Annotated in this window: 12 protein-coding genes; all 12 read left to right on the forward strand. The window is 38.2% G+C overall.

What is annotated here, in order from left to right; genetic code table 11:
• The first annotated feature begins 75 nt into the window (after window positions 1-75).
• The 12 genes from ACFS25_RS28685 to ACFS25_RS28740 all read left to right on the forward strand — a co-directional run bounded on the left by ACFS25_RS28685 (window position 76) and on the right by ACFS25_RS28740 (window position 13,164).
• Window positions 76-1,044, forward strand: a complete 969-nt coding sequence (locus ACFS25_RS28685; RefSeq protein WP_381508179.1) for a toprim domain-containing protein — start codon at window positions 76-78, stop codon at window positions 1,042-1,044.
• A gap of 76 nt (window positions 1,045-1,120) precedes the next feature.
• Complete coding sequence (locus ACFS25_RS28690; RefSeq protein ID WP_381508181.1) at window positions 1,121-2,251, forward strand: DUF262 domain-containing protein; 1,131 nt, start codon at window positions 1,121-1,123, stop codon at window positions 2,249-2,251.
• Entirely contained in the window at window positions 2,235-2,921 is a 687-nt protein-coding gene (locus ACFS25_RS28695; protein ID WP_381508183.1) for a HEPN domain-containing protein, read from the forward strand. Before ACFS25_RS28690 ends, ACFS25_RS28695 begins: the two co-directional genes overlap by 17 nt.
• 517 nt (window positions 2,922-3,438) lie before the next feature.
• Entirely contained in the window at window positions 3,439-4,197 is a 759-nt protein-coding gene (locus ACFS25_RS28700) for a hypothetical protein (RefSeq protein WP_381508184.1), read from the forward strand.
• A gap of 18 nt (window positions 4,198-4,215) precedes the next feature.
• Window positions 4,216-5,340: a hypothetical protein gene (locus tag ACFS25_RS28705; RefSeq protein ID WP_381508186.1), complete on the forward strand. Its 1,125-nt coding sequence runs from the start codon at window positions 4,216-4,218 to the stop codon at window positions 5,338-5,340.
• Between the two features lie 555 nt (window positions 5,341-5,895).
• The gene (locus ACFS25_RS28710) at window positions 5,896-9,051 is read left to right on the forward strand and encodes a lantibiotic dehydratase (protein ID WP_381508188.1); all 3,156 of its coding nucleotides are present in this window, start codon (window positions 5,896-5,898) and stop codon (window positions 9,049-9,051) included.
• Between the two features lie 188 nt (window positions 9,052-9,239).
• A complete protein-coding gene (locus tag ACFS25_RS28715) occupies window positions 9,240-9,368 on the forward strand; it encodes a hypothetical protein (protein ID WP_381508190.1) in 129 nt (42 codons plus the stop codon).
• A gap of 115 nt (window positions 9,369-9,483) precedes the next feature.
• Complete coding sequence (locus ACFS25_RS28720; protein ID WP_381508191.1) at window positions 9,484-9,744, forward strand: hypothetical protein; 261 nt, start codon at window positions 9,484-9,486, stop codon at window positions 9,742-9,744.
• A 155-nt stretch (window positions 9,745-9,899) separates the two neighbouring features.
• The gene (locus ACFS25_RS28725; RefSeq protein WP_381508192.1) at window positions 9,900-10,055 is read left to right on the forward strand and encodes a hypothetical protein; all 156 of its coding nucleotides are present in this window, start codon (window positions 9,900-9,902) and stop codon (window positions 10,053-10,055) included.
• A gap of 110 nt (window positions 10,056-10,165) precedes the next feature.
• On the forward strand, window positions 10,166-10,579 hold the full coding sequence (locus tag ACFS25_RS28730; RefSeq protein WP_381508193.1) for a BfmA/BtgA family mobilization protein: 414 nt from the start codon (window positions 10,166-10,168) through the stop codon (window positions 10,577-10,579).
• A 4-nt stretch (window positions 10,580-10,583) separates the two neighbouring features.
• Entirely contained in the window at window positions 10,584-11,363 is a 780-nt protein-coding gene (locus ACFS25_RS28735) for a DUF5712 family protein (RefSeq protein ID WP_381508195.1), read from the forward strand.
• A gap of 37 nt (window positions 11,364-11,400) precedes the next feature.
• The gene (locus tag ACFS25_RS28740) at window positions 11,401-13,164 is read left to right on the forward strand and encodes a type IV secretory system conjugative DNA transfer family protein (RefSeq protein WP_381508197.1); all 1,764 of its coding nucleotides are present in this window, start codon (window positions 11,401-11,403) and stop codon (window positions 13,162-13,164) included.
• The last annotated feature ends 51 nt before the right edge of the window (window positions 13,165-13,215 follow it).

Consider the following 13,215-nt stretch of genomic DNA (forward strand, 5'->3'; position numbering starts at 1 on the left):
AAAAAAAAATTTTCCTAATTGCTGTTGAAAAGAAAAAAGATTTGCTAAAATATAGTCTATAGGTTAAATAGTTTTATGAATTCAGAACAGGCAAAAAAACTATCCCTACCTGACATTTTGGCAAAGCTTGGCCATCAACCAGTTAGAACCCTTAAAGGCGGTAATGAGCTGTGGTATAAATCACCCTTCAGGAATGAAGCGGACGCTTCTTTCCATACCAGCTTCTTGGGCGGTAAATGGATCTGGAAGGATTTCGGGGATTCAGGCGGTACAGTTTTAGATTTCGCCATGAGCTATTACGGTGCAGATATCAAAGGAGCCTTGGCCAATCTAGAAAGATTATCAGGCACGTATCAGCAAAGCCTACTTTCTACACCCACAGCACCGAAAGCACCCCCACAAGCAACTACCCCAGCCGCCACTAGTGAAACACTCGTTCTACGCAAAGTAAACTCGCTCAGCGTCGATTCTTTCAATGGTAAGGCATTGCTTCAATATCTCACTGAAAAACGGGCTGTAGATCCCATAATAGCGGCTAAGTACCTGGTTGAAGTTCAATATCTCAATAATGAAACTGGTAAGGTCTACTTTGCTGCAGGGATACGCAATGAAGCTGAAGGATATGAAATACGAAACGCTTACTTCAAAAGCTCAATAGGTAAGAAAGGCGTTACCTTCATCAAGGGTAGGAGGGAAGGACAGGCCGCAGTATTTGAGGGCTTTATAGATTTTCTATCAGCACTAACATATTATCAAACGGCGGATTTAACTAAGTTTCAGGAACTGGTACAGGCTGACACGCTGATAATGAATTCTGCTTCTTTTCACGAGCGAACTAAAGAGCTGCTTAAATCAGGTAGTTACTCAAAGATCTCGCTTTACCTGGATAATGACGCGACCGGCCAGAAGGTCAAAACAATGCTGGAAGGTGAGTTCCCAAATAAAGCGGAAGATTGCTCAGAAGCCTATAATGATCATAAAGATTTCAACTTATTTTTGATTTCTCACCAGTTAAAAAGTATCAAAGGGATCTTTCAACGCTGAACTGATAGTCAAATAATTAAAGATTTTTTGACTCATTTATTCAATTAAAAGCTTAACATTTAAAAGTATTACTAAGATGCTACACATAAGAGAAAAAGCGAATATGAAGGATATATTTGAAGATTCTGAAGACAAGTTAGGCGTAGATGTACCGAAGGAAAAACGTTATTTAAATACCGCTTCCTATGATTATTCTGTTCAATTTATATCTGAGTTAATGTCCGGGCAGCATCCCAAAATTATTCTCGAAGTTCCATTCCAAAGAAATTTTGTTTGGAAAGAGGATAGGGCATCTCAGTTGATAGAAAGTGTAATAATGAATGTGCCTATTCCACCACTGTATTTTTCTGAAGAAGATAATGGCAAATGGTTAGTTATAGATGGTTTGCAAAGGCTAAACGCCTTAAAAAATTTTTATGAAAATGAATATCCACTAAAAGGATTGGAGATTCTTAAAGAGCTAGAAAAACTTAAATATAAAGATTTGCCTCCTAAAGCTAAAGATTTATTAAACGATGGACTATTACGGATAAACGTAATAAAAAAAGACAGCCATCCAGATATAAAATATGATATTTTTATGCGCCTTAATAAAGGTGCCGTATCGTTAAATTATCAAGAATTGCGTAATTGCCTTTACAGAGGTGATTTTAATAATGAAATGAAGAATTTAGCGAAAAATCCTGATTATTTGAAAATTTTAAATTTAAAAAAACCTCATGATAGATATCAAGATGTGGAATTTGCTATCCGCTATTTTGCCATCAAAGAAAACCTTCAGATTAATGAGGAAGGTAATTATGAAATTAAGAGTTATACCGGAAAAATGGTTAATTTTTTGAATGAGTATATGGATTCAAAAAAGAAATTAACTTTATCAGAAGTAAAACATTACAAAATTGAGTTTGATGATTTAGTTAAAAAGATTTTAGTAGTATTCTCCGCCAATACTGCTTTTAGAGATCCTTTACAAGATCATTCAAGAATAAACCGGCCTATTGCTGAGTTTATATTGTTAAGTTTTTCAGAAGTAAATCAAGAAATTCTAGAAGCCAATGCTGATATTATAAGAAAACTTTTAACTGATTCATTACAGGATAATGAAGAGTTCAGGAGATCAATATCTCAGCGTACTTCAGATAGAGAAATTGTTAATTTACGTATTAATTATTGGATGAAAATTTTTAAAGATGCGCTTGGTATTTGATTCATCTAGGGATTTTATTTCTTCTCAAAGAAATATAAAAACCTTACTTAGATTCGCTTCTAAGGAAGACAAAAAGGGAAATGAAAACAACCGAAACTTGTTTCTCAAATTAGCTTTAGTTCTGCTTGTTACAAGATTTCAAGTTTTCATAGAGTCGATTCTTAAAGAATTTGACTATGACCTAAAACAGAAAGGCAAAACTCTTTCATGTATGCCGGATTATTATAGGATGAATTCTTTTTCACTAACTGTTAGTAAAAAACCTATTCATAAAGAAGTCGAAAATCCACAAAGTTACAACAGGAACAAAGTAGTAGCGGTTCAAAATCAGGTCGGCATTTACCAAACCATATTAGATGATAACTCTACTATTGATGGGAAAATTTCATTTAACACAAAATTTCCTATGGGAAAAAATGGCTTAAATGAAATTACTGATTTATTTAAACAAATAGAAGGTAAAAACATTTTTGATAATGTAGTCTTTGACGTAAATAAAATAAATGAAATTTTAAGCAGAAGACATGCGGTAATCCATGAGGATAAGAACCAACAGATTACAGAGACGACAATAGAATCATATTTATTATTTTTGATTGAAGTGACAAGACATATGGATCAATATTTAAGACCATTTTTATTAAAAAGCTACAAACCAGCTAGAGTATAATAACAACATTTTCGATTGCTCATCAAATCAGCCGCAGTAATGATTTTTTTCACCGCTAATGAGCTTACCCTGAAAGGCCGGGACATTACCCAGGAAGTAACAAAGCTTTTTGAAAGATTTCCCTATCTCAATTTCACTGAAGCTGATACTTTTTTCGAAAAAGGTATCCATACGATCTATGAAAACGTATCCTATTGGCATGACATTGAGTACCACAACAGCGTTTACCGGCAAGTAGAGGGTAGAAACGTTTCATAGTCGAGTTTGGATAGAATCTTACTATGGCAAGTTTGAAAAAGCCCATGAATGCTTTGTAGAAGCGGTCAAGATGATGATGGAACATTTACCACTAGAGGAGTGGCGTGCCTACATTTTTGAAGAATTAGCCCAACTTACAAGCCTTCTACAAAAAAAGTGTAATGATCCAAAAGCATTTAGATATATATGGAGGAATAAATCAACTCATCCCTCCATTAGATAGTATCGAATTTAATAAGTAATTAACACCATTATCAAAATGAATCAGATTAACGGAAAAGAAATTATTGATATCAAAAATCAAATCGAAAATAAATTCAATAAATCGGATTGGTTAGATTTCGGCTACTCGTTAGATTGTTATGATATAATCGAAAGCCATAGTAGACTATTAAGAAGCCTAGACTTTGGTGATGATGATTATGAGGGCAATATTTTACAAGTCTTAACTTCTATAATTAAAAGAGATTTCAATAATTTAAATAAAATAAAAACTTATCTGGCTGAAAAATATGCTACACCGGCAGTTTCAGATTTTATTTCTACAGCTCATACGGAAGTACCTAAGAAAATGATCACTTTTTCACCGCAAGTTTTCCAAGTTCCTAATAAAGAACAAAATGAAAAGTTAGTTTCGGTGATGCTTCCTTTCAAACTTGGTGCAACCTTTTATGCTATAAAGAAAGCGTGTGATGACCTTTCATTAGATTGTAAAAAAGCAGATGATATTTGGATAAACACAACATTTATACAAGATATTTTTGAATTAATTTTTACTAGCCATGTTGTGATAGCTGATTTTACAGATAAAAATCCTAATGTGTTTTATGAAATAGGTATAGCTCATACATTAGGCAAAACAGTTATCCCAATTACTCAATCAATAGCTGATGTTCCATCAGATTTAGGCCATCATAGGGCACTTAAGTATTTGCCCAATGAACAAGGTTATAAAGATTTAACTACTGAGCTTAAAAAGCGTCTATTAACATTAATGCCTAAAGCTTATGAGTTTTAATTTTATCGTTTTATAAAGATGGAAAAACTATTTGATGATAAGTTGAGGTTAAATACTGAATACGCGCTGCATCAACATGATAGCTACGGATTTTACGACAATTCAGCTAAAGGTGAATTCGTTAAAGTAAGAGAAATACTAAATGATTGGTTTTCAAGATACCCTGATAACCACAAATGGAATTTGAAACGTGATTTTCAATCTGATTTTGATTCTGCCTTCTTTGAACTGTTCATACATGAGTTATTTTCCAAGCAAGGTTTTCAGCTTACGCCCCATCCCGCATTAACAGATTCTACTAATCATCCTGATTTTTTAGCCAAGAAAGGCGATATAGAAATTTACCTAGAAGCAAAAGTTGCCTTTGATGAATCAAAAGAAGAAAAGACACTCAAAACCAAACATAATATTGTTTACGATACTATAAATCAAATAAGCTGTCCCGGTTATGGTATAAATATTGAAGGTATTGATTTTATCTCAAAAAATCAGGCGAAGTTAGGGAAAGTGAAATCTTTCTTTCAAAAAAATATTGATACAAATGCGCCAATTTATGCTTTACCAAAAAGATATAACTATCAAGATAAGTTAGACCGGTTTTTAACTTATAAAGATGAAGATATTGTTATTTCGATATCCTTATATCCAACAGATGTTAATTTAACGCGCCCGATAATTTCTTATTTAGGGGGTAGTTTTATGGGTGGTTCTGATGGATCACTGAAGAAGGCTATTAAAGCCAAAGCAAAGCACTATGGCAATCCTGAAAAACCTTTTATTATTTGTATAAATTCGTTAAGTATCAAGCATACATCTACCGAAGATGTTTATAATGCCTTATTTGGTATTGGCAGACGTTTTTCAGATGATGATCTAAATGGAAAAGATCAAGATTTTAATATTGGTGATAATGGTGTTTTTCACAACTCAGTTAATCCACTAAATACTAGAGTTTCAGGCGTTTTTATAACACGAGTATTTGTTTCAAACCTGCATGTTGCAGACCATTGGTTAGTTGGACACCCCTTTACAAATAACGACCTAGATTTTGATAATTTGGATCTTAGCTATATTTATGCAGACAGTAACCAATTAAAAGAAGTAAAGAAGAAGTCAATTGGAGAAATTATCATCAACGCCTAGGCATTTGCTTATTTATTGGTTTAAGGCTTATCCACATTCTGTATATTACTCATATCTACGTTACGAAGCTCACTAGGTACGGGTTCAGGCTTTTTCCAGATAGGAATTTTTCCTTTCAAGCGGCTCATGACGAATGTTAAATTTGCGCTAACAGCTCGTCTCGCATGGAGGTCTTTACATAACTCAGAATTAGCCCTTTATAGGTCTAGCTCAATTTAATCTCATGTTGTACTATAGACCATATGAGTGTTTTTTATTAAATAGCCTTGGATTTTCTATATTTAAACCAAACCACTTATATCTTATGAAAACGCCAAGCCGATTCCAACTCCCTTCCAAAAAGACAGTAAAGTCACGTATGGTAAGTTTACAAACAACCACAGATACTAAAAATGCTGTAGGTTGTGGAGCTACCGGAGGTACTATTGTATCCACTGTTATGTAAGTTATTTTCAATAATGCAGACAGCAACACAGCTGCATTAATTTACTTTCGGGAAAGCACCCCGCTCATTGATTTGGGCGGGGTGCTTTCTTTCCTGCTAACGTTTTACTAATGAAGTCTCAGTTCGATCATCATTCCTTTTTCGTCGTCAGACTACCTTACAAGCCAATAAGTGAGCTTGTTAGCCAGATCAACGCTTATAAAAAAGATTCACCCGGCAGCTATACTGCTCTATTACAATCCTTACTTAAACAGCATTGGTTTGAAGAAGCTCTGTTTCTAGCTTCTCCTAGCCTGCATGCAACTTGGCAAACCGAAAAAAGCAAAACCGGAGAATTAGAGTCTGCTTTAGCCAATGCTTTATGGCGGTACGTGTTCCGTTCGTATGGCCGAGCTACACCTTATGGCCTTTTTGCGGGAATGGGTGTTGGGTCTATTGGTTCTAAGAGACAAATTGAGTTTGATAATCATTCGTGGCAAACTGTAAGCCGACCGGATTCGGCTACACTGGCAGCAGTAAGTCATACGTTAGCCCAGGACAAAGCTATTCGCCCTTACCTTCATTACAGGCTTAACAATAGCCTATATGAAGTAACAGACCAGTTTAGGTTTTCTGAACGCAGCGGGACACTCCTCAAATCTAAAATCGTTTTATCATCGATAGACAGTACGCCTGATCTAAGAAAGCTGGTTGAACTGCTTAGGGAGAAAGGACAACTGAGCTACGAGACATTAATAAATTTGTATGGGCCTGATCTTCAGGAGGAGGTTGCTGAGTATATAAATGCGTTAATTGACGATCAGTTTCTACTTAGTAATCTGTCGATACCGATTACTGGTCTGGATATGTGTACGTATCTGTTAGATCAGCTTAATAGCTTGCCCGTCAAGCTACCTGTTACGACAGTACTTCAAGCTGCCCAAACCGATTTAGGTCAGTCACCAATTGATAAGGAAAAACTCTTTCAAGCACAGAACCTATTACAGCAGGTACTAAGCCAGGTAGACTTACCTGTTAATCAGGCTGATTCACTAGTTCAAACGGACTTATTTCTTCGTCCTACGCGATTACAGCTAGACAAACCGACTATTTTTCAGATTGTAAACCAGTTCGACCAAGTACTACCGCTCTTGCTTTTTAAAGATGACTCACCATTACAGGACTTTTGTACGCGGTTTAAAGAACGCTTTGATAAACAGGAAGTTGATTTATTAACCGTTCTAGACCCTGAGGTTGGGATTGGATTTACAAATGATACCTTGTCCAGTTACCCTATTTTAGCTGATTTACCTTTTGTCGCTAAGTCGGTTACTGATATGGTAACAGATCCTCTTGAGCACTTGCGAGAAATACTTTATAGCCGTTTCCTATTAGGTGGCCGCCAGGAGGTAGTAATAACGCAGAATGATATTGATCTCTTCTTGAAGGACCAGCCACACTTACGAGTCTCTACGCTCCCTTCTTGGTACGTACACGGAGAACTATTTGAGCCGCTGGCATCAACCAACAATCCATCGCATAGTACTGAGCCGGTTACATCTACTTACCCCGACGGATGGCGCTTTGTCTTAAACTCTACATCAGGTGGTTCCTCAGCTTTCTTTTTTGGCCGGTTCTGTCATGGTGATGAATACCTTAGAGGAGCCGTTGAAACCATGTGTGCCTGGGAACAAACGCAATACTCAGGAGACATACTAGCGGAAATTGTTCACTGGCCGGTCAGCCCACGACGAGCAGGGAATGTTGTGAGTAGACCCGTTTTACGCCCTTACGAGATTCCCTATCTTACACCAGAAGGCGTTTCAAGTGAGCAAACAATTTCATTATCTGACCTACTAGTTTCGGTTACGGATGCTGGTCAAGTCATTCTACGTAGTAAGAAAACATACCAACGGGTACGGCCCCAACTAAGCAGCGCACATAATCCTGCACATGGTGATGAGGTTTATCAATTTCTGGCCTACGTGCAACGGGCCGAAAGTCAGCCGTTTGGCTGGTCGTGGCGATCATTAAGCCAATTGGCTTTTTTACCACGTTTAATCTATCAGAATCTAGTTATTAGCCCTGCACAATGGATAATTAGAAAAGAATCTATACCATCTAATCAGATAATAACAGCAGCTAGTTTACGTGAGCTGTATAGCTTACCTCGTTACGTGCAACTGGTCGAGGGCGATAACAAATTATTGCTTGATCTTGAATTTGAACCGGCTCAAAAAGTGCTTGTGGATGAGGTTGCAAAGCAGGGGAAGATATTACTGAAAGAATGGCTTGGTGAGTTCTATCAACCCTGGCTGAGTCATGACAATAAGCAATATAACGCTGAGTTAGTTATTCCTTTAAAAACTGTCGCTAGTCACCAGCCACCAGGGAGGGAATACACTCACTCAGTTGAACCAAGTAAGCCGAGAAAAACCAGTATTCAACGCAGTTTCCCCCCTGGCCAAGATTGGTTGTATTTCAAAGTATATCTTCATGAACAAGTCTCCGATCAGTTTATGGCGACTGTATTACAACCTCTCATTCAGCAGGCTATAAAGAAAGGATGGTGTACGAATGTGTTTTTTGTTCGGTATGCCGACCCGGAGAATCATCTTCGTATCCGCTTTAAGACAGTACCTAAGAAAGACGGTAAGTTGCTTGAGTTAGCTCACAAAGCGTTCCTTCCTTATGTTGAATCAGGATTAGTTAACCGGATACAACTAGACACCTATCAGCGTGAACTTGAGCGGTATAAGCCTGATCTAATTGAGTTCAGTGAAGCTATATTTTGTGCCGACAGTCAGTTGTTCTTAAACTGGCTTACCCAGGCTAAAACTCAATTAGAAGCAGACCGTTATGCACTGGCTCTGCTCAGTATTGATGCACTGCTTAACGATTTCAGTTATTCACTTCCTGACAAGGCAAGGCTTAGTCATCAACTACAGCAAGCTTTTTTCCATGAGCAGGCAGGTACTAAAGAGCTGAAACGAAGACTAAATGACTTATACCGAGAGTATCATCACTCTTTCTTCGCTCCTTCATCAACGGCTATGCAACTAGTAAAAGAGCGTAGTCGAAATATTCAGTCTGCCGTACTTTCTAGCCAGAGATATTTTGATTTGACGCACTCAGGTAAAGGTTATGGTCAATTTGTCGCCAGTCTATTACATATGGCCTTAAATCGAATATTTGCGGGCCAAAATCGACGGCATGAGATGGTTGCCTACCACTTCTTAACTCGTCATTATGAGTCTTTACTATCACGCGCAGGTAAAAACGTCTAATCAATCGCCTACAATACAATCTTAAAATGTGTGAGAATATGTAGTGCTGATGAACGAAGAGCTAAAATTCACCCCCCAAAATAGAGCTTTCACCCCCTCACCAACTAATTCGGCTATTTCACCAACTTTTACTTGAGAAGGTATTATACATAAATTATATTTGATTTCACCTTTTAATCATTACGAACATGGAAAAGCGTTTTAAGGTCAAAAAGAAGTTAGTAGGCAGCCGTTCTGTTAAACTACCAGTGGATAAAAACGGCAAAGTGACAACTGGAACAGGTTCAAATACTATTGTTTGTACTGAGCCTAAATAATCCTTTTAAGTTTGAAACAAGTCTGTATTTAAACACAGACTTGTTTCAAACTTAAAAGGATTATCTAATAGAGAATATTAGATTGTGCAGATGTAACAACTAAAAATAAATTTAAATGGAAAATGAATTAAAAGAGAATATTGAAGACGTGTTAATAGAAAATGTTCCCTCGCTAATGACTAAAGTAGTAGGATTGCTATCTAAAGAGGGAAATAAAGTAGAGTCTGAATTAGCCATAGCCTTTACAAAAATTATTCAATATCGTACAAGAACAACTCCTTACACAGAAATTGAAGGAGGGAAGTTTGTTGCACAAGAAGAATACTTCAAGAGCATTGATATAATTTACAACTATATAAAAACAGAATTGCGGTAGTGTCTGAACTGTGTTGAAGATTATTACCTCCAGACGAAACATGGATAACTTTAAAGCATAAATTTGCCATAATCAATATTTTATGGTATATCTATTCAATAGTTGCTTTTTCTGATCAATCCACTTGAGCCACTACCAGAATTGCTAATATCATTATGAGCCAAAAAGTAGCTTCGTACAAAAGTCGTAATACGGTCCAATTGCCCCCCTACGGTGGGCAGCGTGGTGCGGTCTTGAAAAGAGCGAGCGGGAACAGTATTCGCTACGCTCAGACTGTTCTTCCGCCCGCTCTACGAGGTGTATATGTCTGATAATCAGACATATATAAAATAAGGTAAAAAAATAAGTACGGTATTTATCCGTATTTATTTGTATTAAGCTGATTATCAGATATATTTATACGGATATTAGTACGGATACTATGGCAAGAAATTATAAAAGTATAGATGTGTCCTTAGAGACACATGAGCAGTTAAGCAAGCTTGCGGAGAGTTACGGCTTAACAAACAAAGCACTCGTAGAAGCTATGTTGCAGTATTTCAAGGCGACCAAAGCCGACCCGCGTGACCCTAAAAACGATAATCCGACCGATGCTATTAAAGCACTTGACCGACGGTTAATTAGTTTCATTCGACAACAGGAAAAAGAGCAATTACGGCCTATTCGTGACGACTTAAAAATACTACTTTCATTTGTCCAAGACGAATTACCCAAGACGTTAAGACAATCACAAATGCGTACGATTGGAGGAGCGTTAAAAGCAGAATTACAAACTGAACAATTTCGCCAAGTTTATTTAGATATGATCGAAAAAACAAAGAATAAATCAACTTAATGATATGGTAGCAAAAGTTGCAAGTTCTGGAAAAGGTAGCAGTGCAGGATTAGTAAACTATCTAGAAAAACAGGAGCGAGGTAATTGGTTTTCTGAAGACCAAAGCGGCCTTGTTGCTTCAGAAGTAACAGCCAGTTTAGACGATAATCGAAAAAACTTAGGAAGGGACGACGATAAATTTTATCAAGTTGTGCTTTGTCCAAGTGAAAACGAGTTAGTCCACATTGGTAATGACAAAGAAAAATTACGTGAGTATACCCGCACGGCAATGGAGCAATACGCGGCCAATTTTGGGAAGAGTATCGAAAGTAAGGATTTAGTTTGGTACGCTAAGATTGAGCAGGAACGGACCCATTCGCACCGAGATAGAAGCGTTCAGCAACAGGAACAAAACGAAGGGGAAAAAAAGGAAGGGCCACAAACTCATGTGCATATTATTGTTAGCCGTACTGAAAATCTAAACCGCTTTCAGGAGCGAAAACAGTCCGGAGAAATTGACCGAAAAAACCCTTTAAAGCTAAGTCCGGCCACGAATCATCGAGGCACTGACAAAGGAGCGGTAAGGGGTGGTTTTAATCGAGTAGCGTTCAAGGAAGCGGCTGAAAAGCAGTTTGATCAGCAATTCAATTATGACCGCTCACTAACCGAAACATTCCGCTACGCTAATACCATGCAGAAGGGCGATCAAGCCGAACGTTTAGCCATGCGTCAGGAGGTTCGCAAGGAATCTCAGATTCCGAAACAGATAAAAGAGCAACGTCAGGATGTTGGAATCAGCTTATAACTTATCCTTCTATTAATCGACTAAACCTCAGAACGTTATGTCAATGCTTATTTTGCCGCTCATATTTTCCGGAGTTTTGGCATTCATTGCCGAATTCTTACTAGGCTCAGTGGGAGCTGTTGCCGGTGCAGGGATTTGGCGACCTCTTAACCGGCTGCTACTGTGGGACGGGAAAGAAATGTTTAAAACAGGTATTTGGAACAAATATCTTGTCCGTTTAACACTTCTGTTTTATGCTATTATAATGCCATGGTGGGTGTTAGGTAGTCTCCCCATTTATCTAGCCTGGTTGTATTTGCCTTATCTAATTGTTGCGTCAGTTTACTGGTGGAATTATACCGGCAAGCATCGAGGGAAAGCCGTAACTGTCGAACCTTATACGCCAGAAGAGAAGTCATTTACATTTGAGACGACTACAGGCTCTTTATTCATTGATAACCCTCGTCGAGGTATATTTATTTCGGGCGGAGCGGGGAGCGGTAAGAGCAAAAGTATCATTGAGCCGGTGATCCATCAAGCCGGTCAGAACGATTATACCGGCATTGTTTATGATTTCAAATTTCCCACGCTGGCCGAGGAAGTAGCCGGTAGTTATGCCAATAGTAAGGTAAGTACCTACTACGTCAATTTTGCTGATCTAAGTTGTAGCCACCGAATCAACCCTTTGGCTCCTGATCTTATAAGCGATAACACGTATGCTAGAGAAGCGGCCACTACGATACTAATCAACATAGATTTTAAGGCTGCCCAAAATCGAAGCTTCTGGATTCAGAGCGCCGAAGTATTGTTAACTGGTGCTATCTGGTATTTACGGAACAACTATCCTGAGTACTGTACACTTCCCCATGCGGTTAGCCTGTTATTGGAAAGTGACCCCAAAACACTCATAAACACGCTACAGCAGGATTATGAAGTAAAAGGTATCATTGCATCCGTCGCGGCTGGTTCCGAAAGTCAGAATCAATTAGCGGGCGTTTTTGCTACGATTCAAAACTATATGGCTACACTGAATAGCCCCGCTTTATTTTGGGTGTTATCGGGTAATGAGGTTCCATTTGATTTAAATGACCCTAAGAAGCCCAGTATTTTAACGGTAGGCAACGACCCCACCCTCACCGCTACATTGAGTCCTGTGATCAGTTTGATAGTCGCTACCGCTTTAAAACGGATGAATCAGAGCAATCGACAACAATCGGTTGTTATTTTGGATGAAGCGCCAACCCTGTTCATTCCAAAATTTGAAGATATCCCCGCCACCGGAAGAAGCAACTTCATTTCAGTTATCTACGCTGTGCAGGATATAGCTCAGATGGAAGGAAGACTAGGTCCATCTACTAGCGAAATGATTATCAGTAATTTGGGTAGTCAATTTTATGGAAGGACGACAAATCCTAAAACAGCGCAACGGGTTACGGCATTATTTGGGAAACACGATGTCGAGTATGAAAGCTACGGTTATAGTCAAAGCGATGGAAACAGTTCAATTAATCAAAGCTATTCTATGCAGCTGCGTGACCGATTAGAGAGTCAGGAAGTAATGCGATTCCGTAAAGGAGAGTTTGCCGGACTGATTGCTGAAGGAAACAAGACCGAGTTTAGGCGGCAATTCATCCAGCCACCAACAAAGGCCCAGCCCATCAAGCCCATCAACGCAGTTAGCGAAGAAAAGGTACTGGATAACTTTAAACAGATTAAAGAGCAGATACGCCAACTGCTAACCCCAAGCCAGAAAACAGCCCTACCTCCGGCCAACAAACCAAATGCAAACAATATTGAACAGAATTGGGAGGATTACGGCTAATCGCAAATGGCAAGCCTACAGAAACTAACTACAACGGACAACTAATTAAAA

The sequence above is a fragment of the Spirosoma flavum genome (assembly GCF_042686045.1).
GTDB lineage: Bacteria > Bacteroidota > Bacteroidia > Cytophagales > Spirosomataceae > Spirosoma > Spirosoma flavum.

Excerpts from the sequence above, each read along its gene's own strand:
- ACFS25_RS28715 (WP_381508190.1), top strand. The coding sequence starts at position 9,240 with ATGGAAAAGCGTTTTAAGGTCAAAAAGAAGTTAGTAGGCAGCCGTTCT.
- ACFS25_RS28720 (WP_381508191.1), top strand. The coding sequence starts at position 9,484 with ATGGAAAATGAATTAAAAGAGAATATTGAAGACGTGTTAATAGAAAAT.
- ACFS25_RS28735 (WP_381508195.1), top strand. The coding sequence starts at position 10,584 with ATGGTAGCAAAAGTTGCAAGTTCTGGAAAAGGTAGCAGTGCAGGATTA.
- ACFS25_RS28700 (WP_381508184.1), top strand. The coding sequence starts at position 3,439 with ATGAATCAGATTAACGGAAAAGAAATTATTGATATCAAAAATCAAATC.
- ACFS25_RS28740 (WP_381508197.1), top strand. The coding sequence starts at position 11,401 with ATGTCAATGCTTATTTTGCCGCTCATATTTTCCGGAGTTTTGGCATTC.
- ACFS25_RS28705 (WP_381508186.1), top strand. The coding sequence starts at position 4,216 with ATGGAAAAACTATTTGATGATAAGTTGAGGTTAAATACTGAATACGCG.
- ACFS25_RS28695 (WP_381508183.1), top strand. The coding sequence starts at position 2,235 with ATGCGCTTGGTATTTGATTCATCTAGGGATTTTATTTCTTCTCAAAGA.
- ACFS25_RS28730 (WP_381508193.1), top strand. The coding sequence starts at position 10,166 with ATGGCAAGAAATTATAAAAGTATAGATGTGTCCTTAGAGACACATGAG.
- ACFS25_RS28690 (WP_381508181.1), top strand. The coding sequence starts at position 1,121 with ATGCTACACATAAGAGAAAAAGCGAATATGAAGGATATATTTGAAGAT.
- ACFS25_RS28725 (WP_381508192.1), top strand. The coding sequence starts at position 9,900 with ATGAGCCAAAAAGTAGCTTCGTACAAAAGTCGTAATACGGTCCAATTG.
- ACFS25_RS28685 (WP_381508179.1), top strand. The coding sequence starts at position 76 with ATGAATTCAGAACAGGCAAAAAAACTATCCCTACCTGACATTTTGGCA.
- ACFS25_RS28710 (WP_381508188.1), top strand. The coding sequence starts at position 5,896 with ATGAAGTCTCAGTTCGATCATCATTCCTTTTTCGTCGTCAGACTACCT.